At 63.5% G+C, this 23705-nt stretch carries 28 protein-coding genes; 20 read left to right on the top strand and 8 right to left on the bottom strand.

Going from position 1 to position 23705, the window contains the following annotated elements; genetic code table 11:
• Nucleotides 1-32: 32 nt before the first annotated feature.
• The gene (locus X741_RS147745; protein WP_023778875.1) at nt 33-1244 is read left to right on the top strand and encodes a GGDEF domain-containing protein; all 1212 of its coding nucleotides are present in this window, start codon (nt 33-35) and stop codon (nt 1242-1244) included.
• Nucleotides 1245-1331: 87 nt separating this feature from the next.
• On the opposite strand, the gene X741_RS147750 is transcribed toward X741_RS147745, so the two are convergent.
• Nucleotides 1332-1694, bottom strand: a complete 363-nt coding sequence (locus tag X741_RS147750; RefSeq protein ID WP_023778874.1) for a hypothetical protein — start codon at nt 1692-1694, stop codon at nt 1332-1334.
• 344 nt (nt 1695-2038) lie between these two features.
• Here X741_RS147750 and X741_RS147755 point away from each other — a divergent pair, with 344 nt between their 5' ends.
• From X741_RS147755 to X741_RS147785, 7 genes are all read left to right on the top strand, one after another.
• The gene (locus X741_RS147755; protein WP_023778873.1) at nt 2039-2464 is read left to right on the top strand and encodes a hypothetical protein; all 426 of its coding nucleotides are present in this window, start codon (nt 2039-2041) and stop codon (nt 2462-2464) included.
• A 243-nt stretch (nt 2465-2707) separates the two neighbouring features.
• Nucleotides 2708-3127 carry a succinate dehydrogenase, cytochrome b556 subunit gene (sdhC, locus tag X741_RS147760; RefSeq protein WP_023765915.1) on the top strand — a complete coding sequence of 140 codons (420 nt, stop codon included), beginning with the start codon at nt 2708-2710 and terminating at the stop codon, nt 3125-3127.
• A gap of 2 nt (nt 3128-3129) precedes the next feature.
• Nucleotides 3130-3525 (top strand): succinate dehydrogenase, hydrophobic membrane anchor protein, encoded by a 396-nt coding sequence (sdhD, locus tag X741_RS147765; RefSeq protein WP_023765916.1) that lies wholly within the window; start codon nt 3130-3132, stop codon nt 3523-3525.
• A 1-nt stretch (nt 3526) separates the two neighbouring features.
• Nucleotides 3527-5362, top strand: coding sequence for a succinate dehydrogenase flavoprotein subunit (gene sdhA, locus X741_RS147770; protein WP_023778872.1), 1836 nt, complete (start codon nt 3527-3529; stop codon nt 5360-5362).
• Nucleotides 5363-5364: 2 nt separating this feature from the next.
• On the top strand, nt 5365-5802 hold the full coding sequence (locus X741_RS147775; protein ID WP_023778871.1) for a DUF3052 family protein: 438 nt from the start codon (nt 5365-5367) through the stop codon (nt 5800-5802).
• Nucleotides 5803-6582, top strand: coding sequence for a succinate dehydrogenase iron-sulfur subunit (locus tag X741_RS147780; RefSeq protein WP_023765919.1), 780 nt, complete (start codon nt 5803-5805; stop codon nt 6580-6582).
• Nucleotides 6583-6816: 234 nt separating this feature from the next.
• Entirely contained in the window at nt 6817-7446 is a 630-nt protein-coding gene (locus tag X741_RS147785) for a DUF480 domain-containing protein (RefSeq protein ID WP_023778870.1), read from the top strand.
• Between the two features lie 81 nt (nt 7447-7527).
• Here X741_RS147785 and X741_RS147790 read toward each other — a convergent pair whose 3' ends face one another.
• Entirely contained in the window at nt 7528-7953 is a 426-nt protein-coding gene (locus X741_RS147790) for an OsmC family protein (protein ID WP_013892286.1), read from the bottom strand.
• Nucleotides 7954-8189: 236 nt separating this feature from the next.
• On the opposite strand from X741_RS147790, the gene X741_RS147795 reads away from it, so the two are divergent.
• From X741_RS147795 to X741_RS147805, 3 genes are all read left to right on the top strand, one after another.
• Nucleotides 8190-8417: a hypothetical protein gene (locus tag X741_RS147795; protein ID WP_023778869.1), complete on the top strand. Its 228-nt coding sequence runs from the start codon at nt 8190-8192 to the stop codon at nt 8415-8417.
• A complete protein-coding gene (locus X741_RS147800) occupies nt 8414-8770 on the top strand; it encodes a YciI family protein (protein WP_023778868.1) in 357 nt (118 codons plus the stop codon). The genes X741_RS147795 and X741_RS147800 overlap by 4 nt, the downstream gene beginning before the upstream one ends.
• A gap of 118 nt (nt 8771-8888) precedes the next feature.
• Nucleotides 8889-9416, top strand: coding sequence for a hypothetical protein (locus tag X741_RS147805; RefSeq protein ID WP_023778867.1), 528 nt, complete (start codon nt 8889-8891; stop codon nt 9414-9416).
• A 39-nt stretch (nt 9417-9455) separates the two neighbouring features.
• Here X741_RS147805 and X741_RS147810 read toward each other — a convergent pair whose 3' ends face one another.
• Entirely contained in the window at nt 9456-10715 is a 1260-nt protein-coding gene (locus tag X741_RS147810; protein ID WP_023778866.1) for a ubiquinone biosynthesis hydroxylase, read from the bottom strand.
• 99 nt (nt 10716-10814) lie between these two features.
• Here X741_RS147810 and tesB point away from each other — a divergent pair, with 99 nt between their 5' ends.
• The 7 genes from tesB to X741_RS147845 all read left to right on the top strand — a co-directional run bounded on the left by tesB (nt 10815) and on the right by X741_RS147845 (nt 19004).
• The gene (tesB, locus tag X741_RS147815) at nt 10815-11675 is read left to right on the top strand and encodes an acyl-CoA thioesterase II (protein ID WP_023765925.1); all 861 of its coding nucleotides are present in this window, start codon (nt 10815-10817) and stop codon (nt 11673-11675) included.
• Nucleotides 11676-11996: 321 nt separating this feature from the next.
• Nucleotides 11997-12335 carry a P-II family nitrogen regulator gene (locus X741_RS147820; protein ID WP_023765926.1) on the top strand — a complete coding sequence of 113 codons (339 nt, stop codon included), beginning with the start codon at nt 11997-11999 and terminating at the stop codon, nt 12333-12335.
• A 31-nt stretch (nt 12336-12366) separates the two neighbouring features.
• On the top strand, nt 12367-13710 hold the full coding sequence (locus X741_RS147825; protein ID WP_023765927.1) for an ammonium transporter: 1344 nt from the start codon (nt 12367-12369) through the stop codon (nt 13708-13710).
• A 327-nt stretch (nt 13711-14037) separates the two neighbouring features.
• The gene (locus X741_RS147830; protein ID WP_023778865.1) at nt 14038-14316 is read left to right on the top strand and encodes a hypothetical protein; all 279 of its coding nucleotides are present in this window, start codon (nt 14038-14040) and stop codon (nt 14314-14316) included.
• 211 nt (nt 14317-14527) lie between these two features.
• A complete protein-coding gene (locus X741_RS147835; RefSeq protein ID WP_023778864.1) occupies nt 14528-17179 on the top strand; it encodes a DNA translocase FtsK in 2652 nt (883 codons plus the stop codon).
• Between the two features lie 134 nt (nt 17180-17313).
• Nucleotides 17314-17994: an outer membrane lipoprotein carrier protein LolA gene (locus tag X741_RS147840; protein WP_023778863.1), complete on the top strand. Its 681-nt coding sequence runs from the start codon at nt 17314-17316 to the stop codon at nt 17992-17994.
• Between the two features lie 203 nt (nt 17995-18197).
• Nucleotides 18198-19004, top strand: a complete 807-nt coding sequence (locus tag X741_RS147845; RefSeq protein ID WP_023778862.1) for an exodeoxyribonuclease III — start codon at nt 18198-18200, stop codon at nt 19002-19004.
• A 1-nt stretch (nt 19005) separates the two neighbouring features.
• Here the strand turns inward: X741_RS147845 and X741_RS147850 are convergent, their stop codons facing one another.
• Entirely contained in the window at nt 19006-19461 is a 456-nt protein-coding gene (locus tag X741_RS147850; protein ID WP_023765931.1) for a Crp/Fnr family transcriptional regulator, read from the bottom strand.
• 121 nt (nt 19462-19582) lie between these two features.
• Nucleotides 19583-20266, bottom strand: coding sequence for a response regulator transcription factor (locus tag X741_RS147855; protein ID WP_023765932.1), 684 nt, complete (start codon nt 20264-20266; stop codon nt 19583-19585).
• Between the two features lie 144 nt (nt 20267-20410).
• On the opposite strand from X741_RS147855, the gene X741_RS147860 reads away from it, so the two are divergent.
• Nucleotides 20411-20947: a L,D-transpeptidase gene (locus X741_RS147860; protein WP_198023979.1), complete on the top strand. Its 537-nt coding sequence runs from the start codon at nt 20411-20413 to the stop codon at nt 20945-20947.
• A 154-nt stretch (nt 20948-21101) separates the two neighbouring features.
• Here X741_RS147860 and X741_RS147865 read toward each other — a convergent pair whose 3' ends face one another.
• The gene (locus tag X741_RS147865) at nt 21102-21347 is read right to left on the bottom strand and encodes a hypothetical protein (protein ID WP_023778860.1); all 246 of its coding nucleotides are present in this window, start codon (nt 21345-21347) and stop codon (nt 21102-21104) included.
• A 165-nt stretch (nt 21348-21512) separates the two neighbouring features.
• Between X741_RS147865 and gcvA the strand changes: the two genes are divergently transcribed.
• On the top strand, nt 21513-22445 hold the full coding sequence (gene gcvA / locus X741_RS147870; RefSeq protein WP_023778859.1) for a transcriptional regulator GcvA: 933 nt from the start codon (nt 21513-21515) through the stop codon (nt 22443-22445).
• Between the two features lie 15 nt (nt 22446-22460).
• Here the strand turns inward: gcvA and X741_RS147875 are convergent, their stop codons facing one another.
• Complete coding sequence (locus X741_RS147875; RefSeq protein WP_023778858.1) at nt 22461-23204, bottom strand: glycosyltransferase family 25 protein; 744 nt, start codon at nt 23202-23204, stop codon at nt 22461-22463.
• Between the two features lie 15 nt (nt 23205-23219).
• Complete coding sequence (locus tag X741_RS147880) at nt 23220-23636, bottom strand: DUF1761 domain-containing protein (RefSeq protein ID WP_023765937.1); 417 nt, start codon at nt 23634-23636, stop codon at nt 23220-23222.
• Between the last annotated feature and the right edge of the window lie 69 nt (nt 23637-23705).

The raw sequence follows: 23705 nt of genomic DNA, 5'->3' as shown, positions 1-23705 counted from the left end.
GATGCTTAGGTGGGGCTCGGGGTTTAAAGAAGATGAGCGGCGCCAACTTCATCCTGTTGATCAACGTATCGGTTGCCGGCCTGCTGGCGGCAGCCTTCATGGCGGTCGCGTTGCATGATGCCGGCCGCGCGCCGGCGCGCTGGTTTGCCTTCGGCTACCTGCTGGGCGTGGTCTATTCGGCCATCGAATTCAGCATTCCCGCCTTCAGCGATGCGCGGCTCCCGGTGGTCGCAGCCTTCGCGGTCTTCCTTGCCGCCACCATCGCCTTCAATGGCGGGCTGGCCCGCAAATACGGCGTGGCGCCGCCATGGTCGCCGATGCTGTTCTTCCTGTTCGCCGCCACTGTCGCCGTCTATTTCGTGCAGGACCTGCCGCGCCAATCGCTGGTCCGCATGATGGCCTACCAGCTTCCCTATGCCGTCATGCAGTTCGTCGGGCTGGCCATCGTCTGGTCGTCAAGACAAAGGCGTGGCCGGCTCGATCTCATATTGATGGGGGTGCTCGCGGCCAGTGGCCTGCAGTTCGCCTCCAAGCCGTTCATCGCCCATGCGCTCGGCGGCTGGGGTGCCAATCCGCAGGCCTACCTGCAAAGCAGCTACGCGTTGGTGTCGCAGTCGCTCGGCACCGTCTTCGCTCTGGCGCTTGCGCTGCTGACGCTGGCGATACTCGCTCGCGATGTGCTGGCCGAAGTGATCTCGAAGTCGGAGATGGATATGCTGTCGGGGTTGCTCAATCGCGGGGGCTTCACGCGCCAGGCCGAGCTGGCGGTGCTCGGCGCCGTGCGGCAAGGCGTGCCGGTCGCGCTGGTGATCGCCGATCTGGATCATTTCAAGAGCATAAACGACGGTTTCGGCCATGCGTCCGGCGACCGGGTGATCGAGACCTTCGCCGGCCTCCTCCGAGAGGCCGCCGCCGGCCACCACGCCGCGGGCCGGATCGGTGGCGAGGAGTTCGCCATCATCCTGACGGGAACCAACCTTGCCGGCGCCCGGCTGTTCGCCGAGGGCACGCGCAGCGCGTTCGGCACACTGCCCATCGACGGGCTGCCGGCCGACAATCGCTGCACGGCGAGCTTCGGGGTTGCCGAACTTCATCCGGGCGAAACCATTGCCGATCTCATGCGGCGCGCCGACGAGGCGCTTTATCTGGCGAAGAATGCCGGACGCGACTGCGTGCGTGTCTCAGCCGGGCCGGGAGGCGAGTGGCCAGCTAATGCAATGGTCGTGAGTTCCAGATCAGGGTGACGTTTGGTTGGACCGTCATCCTGATCCAGCTCTTTTCTTGGAGCATGATCTCTTCCGAAAACCGGTTCCACTTTTCGGAATCATGCTTTAGCGGCAGGGGCTGAGTTCGGGCATCTCGCCTTCGGAAAGTCCGTACATGTAGCTTCTGCCCTTGACGAAGACCGGCGGCCGGTAGCAATCGCTGCCGCCCGATATCTCATCGGCTTCGTCCTGGTAGATCACCTTGGGCTGGCCGGCGCTGGTGTAGTCGGACAGTCGCTTGGCGAGCTTGCCTTCGCCAACGATGATGCGCTTGTAGCCGGCTGAGCTGTCGATGACGAGATTGCCGAGGGAATCGGCGTAGACGCGATCCTGGTGGCGAGCCCCCGCAAGTGCGGGTGTCGTCAGGCCGGCGACCGAGGCGGCCACGATGAGCGCCGCGAGGCGCGATCTGCCAGAGTTGGAACGCATGACGTCCTCCTGATGGTTAGAGGCCCCTGATGGTAGAGGCCAAAGCGCGTCGCGACGCGCCTTACTCCTTGTTTGGATGCATGCCGTTGTCCCAAAACCGCTGACGCGTTCTTGGACGACATGCATTGGCTCCTCGAATCAGAAATTAACCTTTTCTTAACCTTTGTTAAGAGGCCGGCGCGTTTGCCGGCGATGTCTCGTCAAACATGGTTAATTTCCGACTTGAGGGAAAACCCCGTGGCCATCATTCGGCCATGCTTGGCCGCACCATCGCCGCCAGCCATCGGGTCGATCTTGATCTTGGCAAAGCATAGCGGCTAGCTTGCCGCAGGGGAGGACACCATATGGCGTTGCGCCGGTCGGTTTGGGTGTCCTTTCTCCCGTTGCTCGCCATCGTTGCCGCCTGTGTGCCGCAGGACAATGCGCCGATGGCGGCCAACACCGTCTCGCCCGCGCCGGCTCAGCAATCCATGGCAGCCGTGGCGCCTCCGACATCGCCAACCAAGATCACCACCGACCTTACCGCGCCGCGATCCGCAGTGGGTACGGCAACCTATGGATGCGGCAATGGCAGCGCGATCACCATTCAGAATCTCGGCTCGTCGTTGCGTGTGATCGGGCCGGACGGCGCGACCGAAGAATTCGTGGCGTCGCCCGCCAACCAGTCCAGCCGCTATCAGGAAGCCGCCACGCATAACGCAATCGTGATCGACGGGCGCGAGGCGCTGGTGATGAAGAGGGGCTCGACGCCGCGGACCTGCAGGCGATAGACCGCACAGCTAACGAGTTGCGTATGCTGCACTGCAGCGACATTGACCGCGGCGCGGGCTACCAGCCCCTAATCGATTGAAGCCCGAGCCTGCCTTTTTGTCAGACTAAATGACGTTTCCAAAACGATTTTCTGGCTTTGACGCGGTGCAAAAAGAGCATTAGAAACCCGCTGTCCGAAGTCATACATAAGGGCGGCAAATGCCGCTTTCCATCGCGGCTCCGGACGTCGAACTGGGGGAGCCATGAGCAGATCACCAGCCACCCGCGCCAATGCCAGACGTGAACGGCCACTGTCGCCGCATCTGACGGTCTACCGGCCGCCGATCACCATGATGATGTCGATCATCCATCGCATCACCGGCGGTGCGCTCTATTTCGGCACGCTGCTGGTCGCGATCTGGCTGATGGCGGCGGCAAGCTCGCAAGGCGCCTTCGACTGGGTCAACTGGGCCTTCGGCACCTGGCTCGGCCGGCTCATCCTGTTCGGCTACACCTGGGCGCTGATGCACCACATGCTGGGCGGTGTGCGCCACCTTGTCTGGGACACCGGCGCCGGTCTCGAAAAGCACACGGCGTCGAAGATCGCCTGGGCGACGCTGGCCGGCTCGATCCTGCTCACATTACTGATCTGGGTCGCCGGCTACATGGCGCGGGGAGCCTGATCATGAGCACTGGCAAAACCGACATGCGCACGCCGCTGGCCAGGGTCCGCGGCCTGGGTTCCGCCCGCGAAGGCACCGGGCATTTCTGGCGCCAGCGGCTGACGGCAATCGCCAACATTCCGCTGATCCTGTTTTTCACCGGCTTCCTGATTGCGCTCAACGGCGCCAGCTATGCTGAGGTGCGCGCAGCGCTCGCCAATCCGCTGGTGGCCCTGGTGATGGCACTGGTGCTCATTTCTCCCCTTTATCACATGCGTATCGGCATGCAGGTGATCATCGAGGATTACGTGCATGCCGAAGGCATGAAGCTGGCGCTCATCGCGCTCAATACTTTTTTCACGGTAGTGGTCGGCGTCGCCTCGATCTTCGCCCTGCTCAAGCTGGCATTCGGAGGCTGATTTGGCCAAGGACGCGAAATCGGCCAATACGGCAGGCTACACTTTCGTCGACCACAAATTCGATGTGGTGGTCGTCGGCGCCGGAGGGGCTGGCCTGCGCGCCACGCTCGGCATGGCCGAACAGGGCCTGCGCACGGCGTGCATCACCAAGGTGTTCCCGACCCGCTCGCACACGGTGGCCGCGCAAGGCGGCATTGCCGCTTCGCTCGCCAATATGGGCCCGGACAACTGGCAATGGCATCTCTTCGATACCGTCAAGGGGTCGGACTGGCTGGGCGACATCGACGCGCAGGAGTACATGGTCCAGCAGGCGCCCGCCGCCGTCTACGAGCTCGAGCACTACGGTGTGCCGTTCTCGCGCACCGAAGAGGGCAAGATCTATCAGCGGCCGTTCGGCGGCATGATGATGAATTTCGGCGAAGGCCCGCCCGTGCAACGCACCTGTGCCGCCGCCGACCGAACCGGCCATGCCATGCTGCACACGCTCTATGGCCAGTCGCTGAAGCACAACGCGCAGTTCTTCATCGAGTATTTCGCGCTCGACCTGATCATGGAGCCGGACGGCACCTGCACCGGCGTCGTCGCCTGGAATCTCGACGACGGCACCATCCACCGGTTCTCGGCCAAGATGGTGGTGCTGGCGACCGGCGGCTATGGCCGCGCCTATTTCTCGGCGACGTCGGCACACACATGCACCGGCGACGGCGGCGGCATGGCAGCCAGGGCCGGCTTCCCGCTGCAGGACATGGAGTTCGTGCAGTTCCACCCGACCGGAATCTATGGTGCCGGCTGCCTGATCACCGAAGGCGCGCGCGGCGAGGGCGGCTATCTCGTCAATTCCGAAGGCGAGCGCTTCATGGAGCGCTACGCGCCGTCGGCCAAGGACCTTGCCTCGCGCGATGTGGTGTCGCGCTGCATGACGCTGGAAATCCGCGAGGGCCGCGGCGTCGGCCCGAAGAAGGACCACATCTTCCTGCATCTCGACCATCTCGACCCGGCCGTCCTGCATGAGCGGCTGCCCGGCATTTCGGAATCGGCCAAGATCTTCGCCGGCGTCGATCTGACCAAGGAGCCGATCCCCGTGCTGCCGACGGTGCACTACAATATGGGTGGCGTGCCGACCAATTATTGGGGCGAAGTGCTGAGCCCGACGGCGGAGAACCCGGACCGGGTGTCGCCCGGGCTGATGGTTGTCGGCGAGGCGGGCTGCGCCTCGGTGCACGGCGCCAACCGGCTGGGCTCGAACTCGCTGATCGATCTGGTCGTGTTCGGCCGCGCGGCGGCGATCCGGGCTGGCCAGGTCATCGACCGCAATTCAGCTATCCCTTCGCCCAACGAAGCCTCTGTAGAAAAGATCATGGATCGCTTCGACCGGCTGCGCCACGCCAATGGCTCGACGCCGACGGCGGTGCTGCGGGAGAAGATGCAGAAGGCGATGCAGGAGGACGCGGCGGTGTTCCGCACCCAGGAATCGCTGGACAATGGCTGCAAGCGCGTCTCGCAGATCTGGGGCGAGCTCAAGGACATAAAAGTGTCCGACCGCTCGATGATCTGGAACTCCGACCTGGTCGAGACGCTTGAGCTGGAAAATTTGATGGCCAATGCCATCACCACGGTCTATGGCGCCGCGGCGCGCAAGGAGAGCCGTGGCGCACACGCCCGCGAGGACTTTTCGGCGCGCGACGACGTGACCTGGCGCAAGCATACGCTGGCCCGGCTCAACGAAGCCGGCGAGGTGACGCTCAGCTATCGCCCGGTGCACACCGAATTGCAGCGCAAGGAAGCCGACGGCGGTATCAACCCGGCCAAGATCGCGCCAAAGGCCAGGGTGTATTGACCATGGCGCTGGTGGCAGCGGGATATTCCGGCACGCCCCTTCCGGCCAAGCTCGGCCTGAAGGACGGTATGACCGCCGCCTTCATCGCGCTGCCTGCGGAACTCGATGCATTGGCCAGCGCCGTCGATTTTGCCGAGGTCGACCGGCTTGCCGAATGGTCCGACATTTCAGGCAGCCATCAAAGATACGACGCCGTCCATGCCTTCACCCGACAGCGCGCCGAGATCGAGGATCGCCTGGGCGATGTCGAAGCGGCGATCAAGCGCGACGGCATGGTCTGGGTGTCCTGGCCGAAAAAGGCGTCGAAGGTGCCGACCGACGTCACCGAAGGCGTTGTCCGCACTGAAGCGCTGAAGCTCGACCTTGTCGATGTGAAGGTCGCCGCCGTCAATGAAATCTGGTCCGGGCTGAAGCTCGTCATCCGAAAGGACCTGAGGTAAATGGTCGAACTGACGCTCCCCAAGAACTCGAAGATCCAGCAGGGCAAGACCTGGCCGAAGCCGGAGGGCGCCACCAATCTGCGGGAATACCGCATCTACCGCTGGTCGCCCGACGATGATGAGAATCCGCGCATCGACACCTATTTCGTCGACATGGACGATTGCGGGCCGATGGTGCTCGACGCGCTGCTGTGGATCAAGAACAAGATCGACCCGACGCTGGCCTTGCGTCGCTCCTGCCGCGAAGGCATTTGCGGCTCCTGCGCCATGAACATCGACGGCTCCAACACGCTGGCCTGCACCAAGGGCTGCGACGACATTTCCGGCGCCGTGAAAGTCTACCCGCTGCCGCACATGCAGGTGGTGAAGGATCTGGTGCCCGACCTCACCAATTTCTACGCCCAGCACGCCTCCATCGAGCCGTGGCTGAAGACGGTGTCGCCGGAGCCGGCCAAGGAATGGCTGCAGAGCCATGAGGACCGCGAGAAGCTCGACGGGCTCTACGAATGCATATTGTGCGCCTGTTGCTCGACCTCGTGCCCGAGCTACTGGTGGAACGGCGACCGCTATCTCGGCCCCGCAACCCTGCTGCAGGCCTATCGCTGGCTGATCGACAGCCGCGACGAAGCCAAGGGCGAGCGCCTCGACAATCTCGAGGACCCGTTCCGTCTCTACCGCTGCCACACCATCATGAACTGCGCCCAGACCTGTCCCAAGGGGCTGAACCCGGCCAAGGCAATCGCCGAGATCAAGAAGATGATGGTGGAGAGACGGGTTTAGGCGGGTTCGCTCGCGGCAATCTCAAACACGGCGATCCTTCGCGCCCCCCTCTGTCCTGCCGGACATCTCCCCCACGGGTGGGGAGATTGGCTGTCACTACGGCTTTCGCCAATCTTCAAGGTTGAAGGATGATGTGCTGTCGGCGAAGCTGCCGATCTCCCCCCAAGTGGGGGAGATGTCCGGCAGGACAGAGGGGGGCGCTGTCCCGCCGGCCTCAAAAAGGATACTCATCCAATGAGCGAAGACCTTCCCATCCTTTCCCCCGTCGAAGCCCGCGTGCTTGGCTGCCTGATCGAGAAGAAGGAGCTGACGCCGGATGTCTACCCGCTGACGCTCAATGCAGCACTCGCCGCCGCCAACCAGAAGACGGCGCGCGAACCTGTCATGGCGCTGGAGCAGACAGAGGTGCACCGGGCATTGAAGCTGCTCGAGCAGAAGGGGCTGGTGCGGCAGATGTTCGGCTCTCGCGTGGAGCGCTATGAGCATCAGATGGCGCAGCGCTTCTCGCTGACCACGCCGCAGACCGCCTTGCTCGGCCTGCTCCTGTTGCGCGGGCCGCAAACGGCGCATGAACTCCTGGCGCGCGCCGAGCGCATGGCGCGGTTTTCGTCGATCGAGGCGCTGCGGGGTGAACTCGATATGCTGATCGGCCGTCGCCCGCCGCTGATCCAGGAAATCCCGCGCGGGCCAGGCCAACGCGAGGACCGCTACGTGCATCTCCTCGCCGGCCCGGTGGACATTGCTGCCCTTTCGGCGCAGCGGAGCGCGCCAGCCATGCCTGCCTCCGACCTGGAGGCGAGATTGGAGGCGCTGGAGCAGGAAGTCGCCGCACTACGCGCCCGGCTTGACGCGCTGGGCGGTTGAGGGTTCGCCGCTCAGGGCGCCGGCGCCCATAACGAAAACGCCGGCTCTCAGGCCGGCGTTCGTCACTTCAGGTCGGCCTGCTCAGCCGAGCCGGGCGTCGAGCGATACGTTGATGGCGCCGAGCGCCTTCGAGACTGGGCATTCGGCCTTGGCTTTCTCGGCCAATTCCCCAAATTTTGCCGCATCGATGCCCGGCACCTTGCCGACCAGCGTGATGGCGCTGCCGGTGATGCCGGTGCCGGGAACCAACGTCACCACGGCCTTGGCGTCGAGTTCGGCGGCGGGCGTGCCGTTCTCGGCCAGGAAGTGCGAAAGCTGCATGGCGTAGCAGCCGGCGTGAGCCGCCGCGATCAGCTCTTCCGGATTGGTGCCGGATTTACCGCTCTCGTCCTCGAAGCGCGCCTTGAACGAATAGGGCGTGCCCTTGAGCGTCCCGCTCTGCGTGTCGAGCGTGCCCTGGCCCTCTTTCAGATTGCCTTTCCAGACGGCGTTTGCAGTGCGGTCCATGAAGTCCTCCTTGGTTGCGGTGGCCGGTTGTCTTGGCTGGTTGTCTGGGTGAGCCCGGCGTCAGGCCAACTATAGCGCGCGCGGACACGAAGGCCACTGTGCTCTTTGGACATTGCGCGGTGTTGGGCTGCGACGCTTTCGAACTTTTTGAAAAAAGTGCGTGCAAAAATGTCGACTTCCATCCGGCCCGACCGTCCTGCGGGCGGCCACGGGGTTGTGGCCGGATGGAGGTTCACATGGATAATCTGTTTTTCGCGCTGTGGAACAACCCGGGCCGCAAGGCTCAGCGGCGGCAAGACTTCTGGCTGGATCCGCCGGCGTCCGGTTTCGGCAGGCTGCTGGCGGCTGTCGCCATCATCGCGGTCGCGGCGTGCTTTCTCGACCACGCGGCGGCGGTCGACGGCAAGGCTGACATGCTTGTCGCGGCATCCTATGATTCATCGCAGCACGGGAGTTCGAAATGAAATATGTCTGCCTGGTCTATGGTGAGGAGAAAGACCTCTACGCGCTGACCCCGGAGGGGATGGCCAAGCTCGATGCCGATTCGCTGGCCTATGACAGGTCCTTGGATCAAGCGGGCAAGCTGATCATCGCGCAGGCGCTGCAATCGGTGAGGACGTCGAAGTCGGTGCGACGGCGCGAGGGCAAGCGCCTGATCACCGACGGCCCTTTCGCCGAAACCAAGGAGCAGCTGCTCGGTTTCGTCATGATCGAAGCCGACAGTCTCGAGCAGGCGCTGGACATCGCCGGCGACATTCCGCTGGCTGAACTGGGCACCATCGAGGTGCGCGCGATCTACAATGTGCCGGGATCATAGGCAGGATTGTTTGCCTGCGGCCCAACGGAATAGGTGCTGGCGGAGCGGCCGAGATTTCTTCGCCGTTGAAGCAAGCTGAGAGTTCTCCTATCGTCGCGGGATCTTGGGGGAATCCGACATGCCTTTCCTGATTGCTGTTCTTGGCGTGCTCGGAGCGGCCGCGCTCTGGTGGTACCGGATGAAGGCCATGAACGAGGCCGCGCGTGACGTTGCCGATGTGATCGGCCGGGTCCAGGGCTCCGTGCGTCGCAAGAAACTGCGCAAGCAGGCGGCCCTGTCGCCGCTGACGGCGATCGACGACCCGGTGGTGGCGGCGGCAACGCTCATCACCGCGATCGTCTCCGAGAATGGGCCGGTGCTGCCGCAGCGCGAGGCCGTCATCCGGTCGGTGATCTCGGAAATCGCCGACAAGAAGAAGACCGACGAGGCGGTGATCTACGCCAAATGGGCGGCCGCGCAGATCGATGACACGACCATCGTCATCGACAAACTGGCGCCGTTCCTGCGCGAGCGTCTCGACGTGTCGGAACGCAACGATCTCCTGCAGATGGTCAACCGCGCCGCCCAGGGCGGCGAGAAGCGCCTCGAGATCGCCGACCAACGCATTTTGCGGCTGCGGCAGAAGCTCGGTTTCGAGGTCAACTAGGCTTGACCGCACACCCTGGTGTGTCCGCCCGTGAGACGGTCAGATCGCTTCGCCCTTCAACAGGCGCGGCGTGCCGGCGGACAGTCCCGACGCCTGGCGGATGAAGAAATCCTTCAGGCGCGGCATGCGTTCGACGAGGCCGAGGCCGATGTCGCGGACGGTGCGCAGCGGGGCGATGTCGTTGGAAAACAGCCGGTTCAGCACGTCCGTCGTGATGCCCATCTGCACCGTGTCGAAACGGCGCCATTGCTGGTAGCGCTCGAGCACGTCGAGCGCGCCGATGTCCTGGCCGAGCCGGTCCGCCTCGACGATCACCTCGGCAAGGGCGGCCACATCCTTGAAGCCGAGATTGAGGCCCTGTCCGGCGATCGGGTGGATGCCATGGGCGGCGTCGCCGGCGAGCGCGATGCGCGGGGCGACGAAGGCACGCGCGATGGTCAGGCCGAGCGGCCAGGCGCGCGGCTTGTCGGCGACGCGGATTTCGCCGAGCTTCAGGCCGAAGCGCAGTTCGAGTTCGTGCTCGAAGACGAGATCGTCGCCTTCGACGAGCGCCTTGGCATCCTCCGCGCGTTCGACCCAGACGATCGACGAGCGGTTGGTGCCGTCCTCGTCGGGTTTCAGCGGCAAGGTGGCGAAGGGGCCGGCCGGTAAAAAGTGCTCTTCGGCGCGGCCATTGTGCGGACGTTCATGCGCCACGGTGCAGACGATGCCCGACTGGCCATAGTCCCACTTCACGGTCTTGATGCCGGCCATGTCGCGCAGCTTCGAATTGACACCGTCGGCGGCAACCAAAAGCCGCGCCGTCAGTGCGGCACCGTCGGCCAGATGCACCGTGATGCCGGCACTATTGGTTTCGAAGCCTTGGACGGCAACGCCTTCGATGATGTCGATGCCGAGCTTTTCGGCCCTGACCCGCAAGGCGCCGTTCAGCGCCCGGTTGGCGACCATATGCGCGAAGGGCTCGCCCGGCGCCACTTCGCCGCCGAAGGTCAGGAAGACCGGGCGCACCGGGTCGGCGCTGCGCGAATCGGTGATGATCATCTCGGTGATCGCCTGCGCCCGCGGCGCGATCTCGGCCCAGACGCCGAGCTGGTCGAGCATGCGGCAGGCGGCCGCGGCGATCGCCGAGGCGCGGCCATCCCTTTGCCAGGCGCCGGCGGGCGCGGCATCGACCAGCGCCACGGCAAGGCCCGGGCGGGCCTGCTTCAGCGAGACGGCGGTGGCCAGGCCGACATAGCCGGCGCCGGCGACGAGGACATCGAGCCCGGATCTGGTCTTGGCGTCCGCCTTGCGTTCCATAGTCTTGGCTCCTTGCGCGTCGACCGGGGCTTGCGCCCTTGACGGCTCGTTCTTCCTGTCGGAAACCGCCATAGCAATTTTGCGGCGAGGTCACAAAACATGACGGCGGCCATGGACGAGCTTCTCGGCATTCTCGACCTCGAGAGGCTGGAACACAATCTGTATCGTGGTCGCAGCCCCCAGGTGGAGTGGCAGCGCGTGTTCGGCGGCCAGACCATCGCCCAGGCCCTGGTGGCGGCGCAGCGTACGGTGGAGCCGGACCGCTTCGTGCATTCGCTGCACGGCTATTTCATGCGGCCTGGCGACATCAAGGTGCCGATCATCTACGAGGTCGACCGCATTCGCGACGGCGGCTCCTTCACCACCCGCCGCGTGCTGGCGATCCAGCACGGACAGGCGATCTTTTCGCTGGAAGCCTCGTTCCAGGTCGACGAGAAGGGGCTCGAACACCAATTCGCGCTGCCCGACGACGTGCCGCCGCCGGAAGGTCTGCAGACGCAGCGTCAGCTGCTCGAAAAAGCCGAGCGCGTGCCGGACGCGGTGCGCCGCTTCTGGGCGCGCGAGCGGCCGCTGGAGCTCAGGCCGGTCAATCTCCAGCACTATGAAAGCCGCGACAAGCTGCCGCCCCGCCAGAATGTCTGGATCCGCCTTGCCGGGCCGGTTCCCGACGACCGCGCGCTGCAATCGGTGTTGCTCGCCTATCTCTCCGATATGACGCTGCTCGACACCTCTACCTTCGCGCATGGGCGCGGCCTGTTCGATCCCGATATCCAGGCGGCGAGCCTCGACCATTCCATGTGGTTCCACCGGCCGCACGCGCTCGACGGCTGGCTGCTCTATGCGCAGGACAGCCCGTCGAGCTCGGGATCGCGCGGCTTCAGCCGCGGTACGCTCTATGCACGCGACGGCACGCTGATCGCCTCGATGGCCCAGGAAGGCTTGATCCGGCTCAAGCGTTGAGCAATGCGAGTCTTGTTTGAGCAGGATCTCTGGACAAACGAAAACCGTTTGTCCGCGAAAACCGGCTCCGTGTTTCGGTCCCATGCACAAAGCCGGCGAAATAGGCAATTTCGAAAAATTGCACATTTTTTGTGCATACGCTTTGGCGTGCCTGCGTGCACGAGGCGGCCGACAGCCTCTCAATCCTTTTGTTTACAACGGGTTAATGTTCTGCCTCCGCAATTGGCATGAAGCTTGAATCCTTGTTGGCACTCTCCGGCTCTTTGGGATCGGTGAAGTCGTGCAAACGCGGGTCACCGCAACAGCAAAGGGTGAAACCTTATGAAAATCGTGATGGCAATCATCAAGCCGTTCAAGCTCGACGAGGTACGCGAAGCGCTGACCGCCGTCGGCATCCAGGGCCTGACCGTCACCGAAGTCAAAGGCTACGGGCGTCAGAAGGGGCATACGGAAATCTATCGCGGGGCGGAATACGCGGTCAGTTTCCTGCCGAAGATCAAGATCGAGGTCGCGGTCAGTGGCGACATGGTCGACAAGGCCGTCGAAGCCATCACGGCGGCCGCCAAGACCGGCCAGATCGGCGACGGCAAGATCTTCGTTTTCGGCATCGATCAGGCGGTTCGCATCCGCACCGGCGAAACAGACACCGACGCGCTCTGAGCGGCGAACACGTATTCCAATGGAGAGTTCAATGAATATTTCTTCTACCTTGAAGACGACGGGACGCGCCGCCCTTTTGGGCTCGCTCGCTCTCGCAGCGTTGGGCAGCGTCGCCGCCTTCGCGCAGGAAGCGGCTCCGGCCGCCGCGGCCGCCGCGCCAACGCCAGTGCTCGACACCGGCAACACCGCCTGGATGCTGACCTCGACGGCGCTGGTGCTGATGATGACCATCCCCGGCCTGGCGCTGTTCTACGGCGGCATGGTGCGCAAGAAGAACGTGCTTGCCACCATCATGCAGAGCTTTGCCATCACCTGCCTGGTGACGGTGCTGTGGTTCATGTTCGGCTATTCGCTGGCCTTCTCCGACGGCGGCGGCATGAACAGCTATATCGGCGGCGCCTCGAAATTCTTCCACCACGGCATCACGACCTCGTCGTTGTGGCTGCCGGGGGTCGCGAACATTCCCGAGTTCGTCTTCTCGATGTTCCAGATGACCTTTGCCATCATCACCCCGGCGCTGATTGCCGGCGCCTTCGCCGAACGGTTCAAATTCTCGGCACTGCTGATCTTCATGGCGCTCTGGCTGCTCATCGTCTACGTGCCGATCGCGCATTGGGTCTGGGGCGGCGGCTTCCTCGGCTCAGCTGGCGTGCTCGACTTCGCCGGCGGCACGGTCGTCCACATCAATGCCGGTGTCGCGGGCTTGGTCTGCGCGCTGGTCCTGGGCAAGCGCGAAGGCTACGGCACCACCAACATGGCGCCGCACAACCTGGTCTATTCGGTGATCGGCGCCTCACTGCTGTGGGTTGGCTGGTTCGGCTTCAACGCCGGTTCGGAACTGGCGGCTGACGGCCTTGCCGGTGCGGCCATGCTCAACACCCAGGTCGCCACCGCCGCGGCGGCGCTGGCCTGGATGTTCGCCGAATGGATCGTCGCCAAGAAGCCTTCGGTGCTCGGCATCATCTCGGGTGCCGTCGCTGGCCTCGTCGCGGTGACGCCGGCTTCCGGCTTCGTCAACCCGACCGGCGCCTTCATCGTCGGCATCCTTGCCGGCGTCATCTGCTACATCTCGGCGGTCAAGGTGAAGCACATGTTCGGCTATGACGACTCGCTGGACGCCTTCGGCGTGCACGGCGTCGGCGGCGTGGTCGGCGCCCTGCTCACCGGCGTGCTGGCCGATCCTGCGATCAACAGCCTGTCGTCGGGTGCTTCGCTCGGCAAGCAGATCTACGGCGTCGCGGTCACCATCGTATGGACGGCCGTCGCCACCTTCGTGATCCTCTACGTCGTCAAGGCTCTGGTTGGGCTGCGTCCGACGACCCAGGAAGAGGTCGAGGGTCTCGACATCTCCCAGCATGGCGAAGTTGTGCCGTAAGGCCGGCTTGGCCAACGGGGCCGGCGGATCCTCCTCCCGCCGGTCCCCCTGCCTGTTCCACGCAATCGCGGGCGGCAACGCACTTGCACCCTGCAATTGCCTCGAAAAAAATCCCGTCGTGACACTCCCGAAAGGAGTTCACGCCTTGAGGCCCGGATCGCATCCGGGCCTCCTTTTTTGGTGCAGGCATTCTGCCGCTGCCGGATTCAAGCAATCACGTTCGCGTGAACAAGCTTTTCGAGGAAACATCGACCGCCCAGGCCCCGAACTGTGGGGACGAATGGCCGTTCCGACGATCGCTTTTAAACACGGGGAAGGAATTTTCTCATGAACTTCAAGAATATCTGCCTCGGGGCACTCGCGCTTTGCATGGTCAGTGGCGTGGCACTTGCCGGTGCTCTCGACGAACCGGACAACATGGCGCCGTTCTTCACCGATTCCAGCATGAAAACCATGAAGCCGATGGAAGAATTCAAGGCCGCCTTCATGGCCATGCCGAAGGAGAAGCAGGACGCCATGATGAAGGAATGCCAGGACGCGGCGATGAGCAAGGCGCATGCCGAGTTCTGCGCCAATGTGAAGGCGCTTGGCGGGGCCAACAAGTAACGCGCTGTCCGATCCCAAAACGAATGGATGGCGAGCCAACGCGCCCGCCATTTTCATGCGGCTGGGTTGGCCGGAAGATTTTCATGCGATGGGAGTGGCTCCACCGGCCTTATAGTTAATGCAGCCTTAACCTTCCCACGGCTAGTCTGGCCTCCGAATCTGCCGGAGTGCGTCATGTGCTTTGGCCAGGCAATCACTGACGGGGAAGAGCATGCGTTCAGGGGCTTCAGCACCGCTCGCGATGGCCGATACGGGGCACGGCATCCAGGCTTTCGCGCGACGCCAGGTCGGCCGGCTTGTCGGCGTCGGCCTGTTCCTGACTGTTGCCTTCGGGATCGCCAGCCTCGCCACCTGGAACGTTGCCGATCCAAGCTTCTCGCACGCGACGAACAACATCGTCACCAACGCCATGGGCTATGCCGGCGCGGTGTTCTCCGACCTTGCCATGCAGTTTTTCGGCCTCGCCGCGGTTGCCGCGCTGGTTCCGGCGGTGATCTGGGGCTACCTCCTGTTTTCGGCGCGCGGCGTCGACAGGCTGCCCAAGCGCGGCCTGTACTGGTTCGGTTTCGCGCTGCTCTGCGCCGCGATCGCCGGCTGCATCGTCCCGCCCAAGACCTGGCCGCTGCCGACCGGCCTCGGCGGCGTGTTCGGCGACATGGTGCTCAAGATTCCCGGTGTCCTCATCGGCGGCTATCCGACCGGGCTGATCGCCAGCGTGCTTGCCGTGCTTTTGGCCGCGCCGGCGCTCTGGCTGTTCGCCTACGGCGCGGCGCTGACCGGACGCAAGAACGGCTTCGCCGTCATGGAAGAGCCGGCCGCCGCTGACCCGCGCGAGGACGAGCTTTTGTTCGACAATGACGAGGATGAGGGCGACGAGGGCATATTGGCGCTCGGTGCGATCACCCATTGGTGGCTCTCGTTGCGTGCATGGATGCACCGCCGCGCCGTGCGCCGCCAGCGCGAGCGGGACGAGTACGAGCCGGAGATGGAGCCGCGCGCCAGCGCCTGGCGCCGTGCCGCCGAACGGGTCGAATCGGCCGAGTTCGCCGAATCGCGCATGAGCCAGGACGGCCGCGCCCGCGTCGAGCCTGAATTCTTCGCCGCCATGGTCAATGACCGCAGCGTTTCCGTCGATCCCGACGATGACGACATCTTCGACCGCGATATGGATTTCGACGACGAGCCCGTCGCCCCGCGCCGCGCCGCGTCCACGGCCAAGGTGCAGCAGTTCCGTTCCGATGCCGCCACCCGCGTCGAGGCGCCGGCGCCTCGCCCGGCCCCGGGCGCCCGCGTCCAGCGCGAGGCGCAGACATCGATGATCGGCTCGGACACGTTCGAGATGCCGTCGCTGCATTTCCTGTCCGAACCGAAGAACGTCGCGCGAGACCCAAGCCTCTCCAAGGACGCGCTAGAACAGAATGCGCGCCTGCTCGAAGGCGTTCTGGAAGATTTCGGCGTCAAGGGCGAGATCATCGCCGTCCGCCCGGGTCCCGTCGTGACGCTCTACGAGCTCGAACCGGCGCCGGGCATCAAATCGTCACGCGTCATCGGCCTTTCCGACGACATCGCCCGCTCGATGAGCGCGATCGCCTGCCGCGTCGCGGTGGTGCCGGGGCGCAACGCCATCGGCATTGAGCTGCCGAACGCCAAGCGCGAGACGGTGTATCTGCGCGAGATCATGGCCAGCCGCGACTTCGAGACCACCAAGGCCAAGCTGGCGCTGGCGCTGGGCAAGACCATCAATGGCGAGGCGGTCATCGTCGACATCGCCAAGATGCCGCACGTGCTGGTCGCCGGCACCACCGGCTCAGGCAAGTCGGTCGCCATCAACACCATGATCCTGTCGCTGCTCTACCGGCTGACGCCGCAGGAATGCCGGCTGATCATGATCGACCCGAAGATGCTGGAACTCTCCGTCTATGACGGCATCCCGCATCTGCTGACGCCCGTCGTCACCGATCCGAAGAAGGCCGTCGTGGCGCTGAAATGGACCGTGCGCGAGATGGAGGACCGCTACCGCAAGATGTCCAAGGTCGGCGTGCGCAACATCGACGGTTTCAACGCACGCGTCCAACAGGCCGAGAAGAAGGGCGAGAAGATTTCGCGCACGGTGCAGACCGGCTTCGACCGCCAGACGGGCGAGGCGATCTACGAGACCGAGAATCTCGATCTCGAGCCGATGCCCTACATCGTCGTCATCATCGACGAAATGGCCGACCTGATGATGGTCGCCGGCAAGGACATCGAAGGTGCGGTGCAGCGCCTGGCGCAGATGGCGCGTGCCGCCGGCATCCACGTCATCATGGCGACGCAGCGTCCGTCGGTCGACGTCATCACCGGCACCATCAAGGCCAACTTCCCGACCCGCATCTCCTTCCAGGTGACGTCGAAGATCGACAGCCGCACCATCCTGGGCGAGCAGGGCGCCGAACAGCTGCTCGGCATGGGCGACATGCTTTACATGGCCGGCGGCGGCCGCATCCAGCGCGTGCACGGCCCCTTCGTCGCCGACGAGGAGGTGGAAAAGATCGTCGCGCATCTGAAGCTGCAGGGCGTGCCGGAATATCTCGACGCCATCACCGAAGATGATGACGAGGATGACGACGAACCGTCCGGCAAGGGCGGATCGGGCGGCGGTGGCGGCGGCAATTTCGAGGATTCCGACGACCCCTACGACCAAGCGGTCGCCGTGGTGCTGCGCGATGGCAAGGCGTCGACCAGCTATATCCAGCGCCGTCTCGGCATCGGCTACAACCGCGCCGCCTCGATCATCGAGAAGATGGAAAAGGAAGGCATTGTCGGACCGGCCAACCACGCGGGAAAACGCGAAATCCTGGTGCCGACCGAAGACGACAAATTCTGACAAAGGGGCGTGCGCGGCAACTTTGAACTTTCTGGCGCGTTCATGGCACGAAGCAGCGTTCGCCCGGTCAAACTTAAGCCCAACTGGGGGTCCACCACAGCCACCAAATCAGGAATCAGACGAGAGTGACCGATATGAAAAACGATCTTTCAGTGCTCAGCGATCTTGCCCCGACGCGCCGCCAACTGCTCGGCCTTGGCCTTGCCTTCGCGGGTGCTGCGGCCATCAATTTGATGCCCGGGTTCCAGCTGCTGGCCTCGGCGCAGGCGGCCGTGCCCGCTGCCGCGCAGAAGATCGCCGACCATTTTTCCGCGGTCAAATCGATGAGTGGCGAATTCGTCCAGTTCGGCCCCAAGGGCGAGCAGACCGGCGGCAAGTTCTTCCTGGAACGGCCGGGCAAGATCCGCTTCAACTATGACGGCTCGTCGAATTTCAAGGTGATTTCCGACGGCAAGTCGGTGGTCATCCTCAACAAGAAAATGAACACGTCCGATCTCTATCCGCTGTCGAAAACGCCGCTGAAACTCTTGCTCGACGACCGCATCGATCTCTCCGGCGACCGCGTCAAAAGCGTCAAGCAAGAGGATGATCTCACCACTATCCAGCTTTCCGACAAGTCGGTGTTCGGCAATGCGCGCATCACCATGATGTTCGATCCGAAGACCTATGATTTGCGCCAGTGGACGATCACCGACGCGCAGGGCAAGGACACCACGGTGATGATCTTCAACACCAAGGAAGGCGTCAGCTTCGCCCCGGACACCTTTGCCATCGACTATACGGCGAACCGCGAGCTCAACACGAAGACGCGCTAGATTCTCTTCGGGCGTCGGCGCTGCTCCTCACCTGCCTGCCGGAGGGCAATGAGGGGCGGCGCTGAGATTGGCGGTTAGCACCCGCTTGTTTTTATATCGCGCGGCTGGCAGTAGTTCGGGAACCAACTTCATAGGGCACAATGTCCTGTCCGGCCGTCCTAGAGCTGGCGGGGCTTGCTCTGCCCCGGACTGGATTCCCGCGCATGCCCTTTTCCATCGCCACCTGGAACATCAACTCCGTGCGCCTGCGGATGCCGATCGTCGAGCGCTTGCTGGTCGAGCAGGCGCCGGATGTGCTGTGCCTGCAGGAAACCAAGGTTCCCGACGAGCTGTTTCCGGAAAAGGCGTTCCGCAAGCTCGGCTACGAGCACATCGCCTTCCACGGCCAGAAGGGCTACCACGGCGTGGCGACGGTGGCGCGGCGGCCGATCGCGGTGGTCGAGAAGCGCCGTTTTTGCGAGATCGAGGACAGCCGGCACCTTTCGGTGACGGTGCGGGCCGGCGGCAAGACGATCCTGGTGCACAATTTCTACGTGCCGGCGGGCGGCGACGAACCAAACCCCGAGATCAACAAGAAATTCAAGCACAAGCTCGATTTCGTCGCCGAGATGAACGCCATCCGCGCCGAGCACGACGAGGTGTCGGCTTCGGTCCTGGTCGGCGACCTCAACATCGCGCCGCTCGAACATGATGTCTGGTCGCACAAGCAACTGCTCAATGTCGTCAGCCACACGCCGGTCGAGACCGAAAACTTCGAAGCGATGCGGCTCGCCGGCAATTGGATCGACCTGATGCGGCTCAACATACCATCAGAACAGAAGCTCTACACCTGGTGGAGCTATCGCGCGCAGGACTGGGAAGCGTCGAACCGGGGCCGGCGGCTCGACCATGTCTGGTCGTCGCCGAACCTGGTGCCAAGTTTCACCGGCTACGAAATCCTACGCCTGGCGCGCGGTTGGGAACGCCCATCGGACCACGTGCCGGTGATTGCGCGGTTCGACCTGGAGTAGCTCACTCCGAAAAGCGTGGCGCCAGTTTCTCGATGCGGCGGATCATCGCCTGGAATTCCTCGGATATGCGCTCATGCAACTTCACCGCGACTTCCGGATATTCCTCCAGGATGCGGCGGAACATCTTGCGGCTGAGGCGGATCACTTCCGAGTCGATCTCGGCCGACGCGCTGGTCAGCCGGTTGGTGTCGGCGATCAATGCAAGTTCACTCAGGATGGTGCCGGGGCCGGCCGTACCGATCGGGATGCGCGCGCCATTCTGCTCGCGGTAGAGCACGATGCGCCCGCTGACCACGATATAGGCTGAATCGGCCTCGTCGTCCTCGCGGTAAAGCTTGTGGTTGGCTTGCAGCACGGTGTTCTCGGCGCCGAAGGCGAGCAGGCGCAACTGTTCCTGCGTGAAGCCCTCGAAGAGCCTCACGGCGGACAGGATGCGGATGTCGTCATCCAACGCCATCTCTAGCTGCGTCCCCGAACGGTCAGTCCAATCCCTCCTTCACGAGCCGACCTGAATCCCCTCCGACAGGATCGCACCCGAAAGCGGTCCCGCCCAGACCGCTCATTGGATAATGAAATGTTTAAGGAACCAGCTTGTAGCCACCGCTTTCTGTCACAAGAATTTCCGCATTGGAAGGATCGCGCTCGATCTTCTGGCGCAACCGGTAGACATGGGTTTCCAACGTGTGCGTGGTGACGCCGGAATTGTAGCCCCAGACCTCCTCGAGCAGCACGTCGCGCGTCACCACCTTCTGGTCGGCGCGATAGAGATATTTGATGATCGAGGCTTCCTTTTCCGTCAGCCGCACCTTGGCGCCGCGCGGGTCGATAAGCAGCTTCTGGCTGGGTTTGAAGGTGTAGGGGCCGACCGAGAAGGTGGCGTCCTCGCTCTGCTCATGCTGGCGCAGCTGCGCGCGGATGCGTGCCAGAAGCACCGCGAAGCGGAACGGCTTCGTCACATAGTCGTTGGCGCCGGCCTCGAGACCGAGAATCGTGTCCGAATCGGTGTCGTGGCCGGTCAGCATGATGATGGGCGCCTTGTAGCCGCCCTTGCGCAGGATCTTCACCGCCTCGCGGCCGTCCATGTCGGGGAGGCCGACATCCATGATGAGCAGATCGATGAGGCCGCCGCGCGCCGTGTTGACGCCTTTTGCCGCAGTCGCTTCCTGCAGCACGTCGAATTCCTCGTAGAGGGACAATTGCTCGACCAGTGTGCCGCGCAGGTCGTCATCGTCGTCGACGATCAGGATGGTGCGTGAAGTCATGGATCAATCCGTTGTTTTGAAAAGTGAATTCAGTTGACCGCTGCGTATTTATGCGGAAGCTGGCCGGCACAACAGCCGATCACAGTGATTTGTTCCGTGGCACGATCATACAAGAAAAAACGCGATCGCAATGCAGCCGGCGCAATTTTGGTAAAATGGCTGCGTGTGCTGACCGTGCGGGCGAGGCCCGGGCATCCAACCCAGGGCCTGCTGCAGGCCGGAAACACGGTGTTTGCCTGCGCGCTGGGGCGTAGCGGCATCTCGGCCGACAAGCGTGAGGGCGATGGCGCCACGCCGCTCGGCTCGATGCGGGTGCTGTCAGGCTATTTCCGGGGGGATCAGTTTGCCGGCGCGCGCCGCACCCGGCTGGCGATGACGCCGATCGGGCCCGATCTCGGCTGGTGCGAGGTGCCTGATGACCGCAACTACAACCGTCCGGTCAAGATTCCCTATGGCGCCAGCCACGAGCGCATGCGGCGCGACGACCGGCTCTATGACGCCTGCCTGGTGCTCGACTGGAACATCGCGCCGCGCCGCCGCGGGCGTGGCAGCGCGATCTTCTTCCACCTGGCGCGGCCAGGCTTCACGCCGACGCAAGGCTGCGTCGCGGTGACGGCGCGGACCATGGCGCGGCTTCTGCCACTGCTGTCGGACAGGACGGTGGTCAGGGTGGTGAGGTAGGCAGTAGGCAGTAGGCAGTAGGCAGTAGGCAGTAGGCAGTAGGCAGTAGGCAGTAGGCAGTAGGCAGTAGGCAGTAGGCAGTAGGGTTACGTGTCGATGCCGTCTAATTTCCCTACTCCCTACTCCCTACTCCCTACTCCCTACTCCCTACTCCCTACTCCCTTCGCCTAGGCTGTTGCCAGCCGATGTCGAGAAGGCCCAGCCGGCCCATCTCGCGGTCCATTGCCCGGGCGATGTCCTTGCGACCGGCGCCGATATCGCGCAGTTGGCGATCGGACAGGTCCTCGACGTTCTGGTGCGGAAGATTGATCGCGACCGTGGCTTGACGCAGCCAGGCACGGATCGCCGCCAGCCGGGCCGGGCGGCCGGCATATGCAGGATGAAAAGCGGTGTGAGACATGATGGCATCCGTTCGTCCGGACATCAAATCCGGTTTGATGGTGTTTCGATGTTCACATCATGCCCGATTGAAATCTTGGGAGGAAACGAGTAGTTTTTTCTCAATCATCAAGTTTTGTTTGAGGATTGAGAGCGCCATGGACCGCTTCGCCGAGATCCCACGCTGATGGCGACCCTGCTGCCGGGAACGCGGGCGCTGAGGACGCTGGAGGCGGCGGCCAGGCACCTCAATTTCACCCGTGCCGCCGACGAGCTTGGCCTGACGCCGGCCGCGGTCAGCCACCAGATCAAGGAAATCGAGGATCAGCTCGGCATCGTGCTTTTCACGCGCACCAGCCGCACGATCCGGCTGACGGAGGCGGGCACGGTGCTGTTCGAGGCTGCGACCGATGCGCTCGACCTGCTTGGCCGGGCCGCCATGCGGGCGCGCAAGATGGCGCGCGGGACGGAATTTCTGAAGGTGACGCTGGACGCCCAGTTCGCGACAAAATGGCTGATGCGGCGGGTCGAGGATTTTCGCAAGCAGCGGCCGGGCATCGAGCTTCGGTTCGACATCGCCTACGGGCTGCGCGATTTCGATCTCGACGATGTCGATGTCGGCATCCGTTTCGGCGCCGGCAAATATCCGGGTCTGTGCGCGCACCGCCTGTTCGACAACGTCATCATTCCAGTGTGCAGCCCGGGCCTTTTGGCGTCCGGGCCGCCCTTGCGCGAGCCGCGCGATCTCTTCCACCACACGCTTGCCCATATCGAGTGGGCGCGTCAGGGCGTGACATGGCCGAACTGGCGCATGTGGATGGCGGCGGCCGGTGTCGACGATTTCGACAACAGCCGGACAATCGTCTTCGTCAATTCCTCGGATGCCATCCAGGCGGCGATCGACGGCAACGCCGTCGCCCTCGCCGATTTCGCCATGGTGGCCAACGATCTGTCCGAGGGTCGGCTGGTGCGGCCTTTCGAGCTCGGCATCAAGGTCGCGCCCGAATTCGCCTATTTCCTGGTCTATCCCCAGGCCATGGCCGACGAGCCGCGCATCGTCGCCTTCCGCGACTGGATCCTGGAGGAAGTGGCCAGGACGCGCACGACGGACAGGGTATAGGCCGTCAACTCCCGCTCACGACCGGGCGTTGTGGCCGAAGATCATGCGGGTGTATTTCTTCCACTTCCATTTCACGCTTTTGTACAGGCGCGGATAGTTTTTCCCCGAAATGGACGTCTGAAAAGCTCCGTTCTCGCTGCCTTGTTCGACAATCGGCCGTTCGAACCACAGCATTTCAATGCCGAGTTGGTCATCCATCCGTTCGACCTGGTGATCGATCGACGTGGATATCTTGTTTTGGTTGATCCAGGCACAGCGGGCTTCGGCGACCGGGCGGGTGATGAGATAGGAATCGGTGCATCTGGCATGCAGCGCGGGGTAGAGCCTTCGGCCCTTCCGCAGGTTCCAGCTCGGTGTGTAGTAGTTGCTGCCATTGCCGAGATAGATGACGGCCTTGCGGTCGGGGCTGCCGAGTTCGGCCAGTCCCTGGCGGAACTTGGCGACAAAGTCGCGAGCGAGGAAAACGTCGTCCTCGAACACCAGGCAATAGGGCAGGTCGGTCTCGAGGAAATCGCGCCAGATGCCGACATGCTTCAGCGCCAGCGAGACGGCAGGCGGGTGGACAAAGCCGGGCGCGACCAATTCGGCGCGGATCTCCGGGGTGACGTCCGGGCGGTCCCATTCGGTGTAGAAGTAGACCGGCACGCCGCGCCGTTCGAACTCGCGCACGATGTGCCGGCGCCGGTCGTCATAGCCTTGCTTGACGTGACAGACGCGGGTGAACACCAGGTCGCGCGGAAATCCGGACTCATCCGCCATCGTCAACCCGCCGTCTCAGCTTGCCACGGCGCCGAACCAGCCGATCACCGCCCCGATGATCAGCAAGACACCCAGCCAATGGCCGCCGTCGATGAGGGTCAGGTCCCAGCCGAAATTCTCGTAGCGATGGTTGACCGAGAGTGTCGTCGCCACGAACCCCAGCCAAAGCACGAAGCCGAAGACAAGGCCGGCAAGCCATGTCGGCTCACCACCGGTCATCGCGCCGACGACCAGCGCCATGATGGTGGCCATGACCAGTTCGGCGATGAAGCTGACGACGAAGGGCAGCGGCGATTTCTTAATCGTCGCCGGATCGAGCTTGGCGGCTTTGAGCCACGGCTTGCTCAACGTCATGTACCATGCCGCGCCGAACAACCAGGCGACGATGGCGGCGACGATCACCGCCAGCCAGTTCACTGCTGAAAAATCCATCAGCTTCCCCCTCCAGGGCGTTTCACCGTTTCATGGAAACGGCGAACCGCTCCAACTCTCTACTTTGAC

Source organism: Mesorhizobium sp. LNHC221B00, assembly GCF_000502935.1.
In the GTDB taxonomy this organism is placed as follows: domain Bacteria; phylum Pseudomonadota; class Alphaproteobacteria; order Rhizobiales; family Rhizobiaceae; genus Mesorhizobium; species Mesorhizobium opportunistum.
The sequence above is the reverse complement of the archived record's forward strand: the minus strand, read 5'-3'. Positions and strand labels throughout refer to the sequence as shown.

Coding starts and splice junctions, on each gene's coding strand:
- X741_RS147755 (WP_023778873.1), top strand. CDS start 2,039: ATGGCGTTGCGCCGGTCGGTTTGGGTGTCCTTTCTCCCGTTGCTCGCC.
- tesB (WP_023765925.1), top strand. CDS start 10,815: ATGACGGCGGCCATGGACGAGCTTCTCGGCATTCTCGACCTCGAGAGG.
- X741_RS147805 (WP_023778867.1), top strand. CDS start 8,889: ATGCCTTTCCTGATTGCTGTTCTTGGCGTGCTCGGAGCGGCCGCGCTC.
- X741_RS147825 (WP_023765927.1), top strand. CDS start 12,367: ATGAATATTTCTTCTACCTTGAAGACGACGGGACGCGCCGCCCTTTTG.
- X741_RS147830 (WP_023778865.1), top strand. CDS start 14,038: ATGAACTTCAAGAATATCTGCCTCGGGGCACTCGCGCTTTGCATGGTC.
- X741_RS147745 (WP_023778875.1), top strand. CDS start 33: ATGAGCGGCGCCAACTTCATCCTGTTGATCAACGTATCGGTTGCCGGC.
- X741_RS147835 (WP_023778864.1), top strand. CDS start 14,528: ATGCGTTCAGGGGCTTCAGCACCGCTCGCGATGGCCGATACGGGGCAC.
- X741_RS147810 (WP_023778866.1), bottom strand. CDS start 10,715: ATGGAACGCAAGGCGGACGCCAAGACCAGATCCGGGCTCGATGTCCTC.
- X741_RS147785 (WP_023778870.1), top strand. CDS start 6,817: ATGAGCGAAGACCTTCCCATCCTTTCCCCCGTCGAAGCCCGCGTGCTT.
- X741_RS147850 (WP_023765931.1), bottom strand. CDS start 19,461: ATGGCGTTGGATGACGACATCCGCATCCTGTCCGCCGTGAGGCTCTTC.
- X741_RS147875 (WP_023778858.1), bottom strand. CDS start 23,204: ATGGCGGATGAGTCCGGATTTCCGCGCGACCTGGTGTTCACCCGCGTC.
- X741_RS147800 (WP_023778868.1), top strand. CDS start 8,414: ATGAAATATGTCTGCCTGGTCTATGGTGAGGAGAAAGACCTCTACGCG.
- gcvA (WP_023778859.1), top strand. CDS start 21,513: ATGGCGACCCTGCTGCCGGGAACGCGGGCGCTGAGGACGCTGGAGGCG.
- X741_RS147750 (WP_023778874.1), bottom strand. CDS start 1,694: ATGCGTTCCAACTCTGGCAGATCGCGCCTCGCGGCGCTCATCGTGGCC.
- X741_RS147790 (WP_013892286.1), bottom strand. CDS start 7,953: ATGGACCGCACTGCAAACGCCGTCTGGAAAGGCAATCTGAAAGAGGGC.
- sdhC (WP_023765915.1), top strand. CDS start 2,708: ATGAGCAGATCACCAGCCACCCGCGCCAATGCCAGACGTGAACGGCCA.
- X741_RS147845 (WP_023778862.1), top strand. CDS start 18,198: ATGCCCTTTTCCATCGCCACCTGGAACATCAACTCCGTGCGCCTGCGG.
- X741_RS147880 (WP_023765937.1), bottom strand. CDS start 23,636: ATGGATTTTTCAGCAGTGAACTGGCTGGCGGTGATCGTCGCCGCCATC.
- X741_RS147780 (WP_023765919.1), top strand. CDS start 5,803: ATGGTCGAACTGACGCTCCCCAAGAACTCGAAGATCCAGCAGGGCAAG.
- X741_RS147840 (WP_023778863.1), top strand. CDS start 17,314: ATGAAAAACGATCTTTCAGTGCTCAGCGATCTTGCCCCGACGCGCCGC.
- X741_RS147865 (WP_023778860.1), bottom strand. CDS start 21,347: ATGTCTCACACCGCTTTTCATCCTGCATATGCCGGCCGCCCGGCCCGG.
- X741_RS147820 (WP_023765926.1), top strand. CDS start 11,997: ATGAAAATCGTGATGGCAATCATCAAGCCGTTCAAGCTCGACGAGGTA.
- sdhD (WP_023765916.1), top strand. CDS start 3,130: ATGAGCACTGGCAAAACCGACATGCGCACGCCGCTGGCCAGGGTCCGC.
- X741_RS147775 (WP_023778871.1), top strand. CDS start 5,365: ATGGCGCTGGTGGCAGCGGGATATTCCGGCACGCCCCTTCCGGCCAAG.
- X741_RS147795 (WP_023778869.1), top strand. CDS start 8,190: ATGGATAATCTGTTTTTCGCGCTGTGGAACAACCCGGGCCGCAAGGCT.
- X741_RS147855 (WP_023765932.1), bottom strand. CDS start 20,266: ATGACTTCACGCACCATCCTGATCGTCGACGACGATGACGACCTGCGC.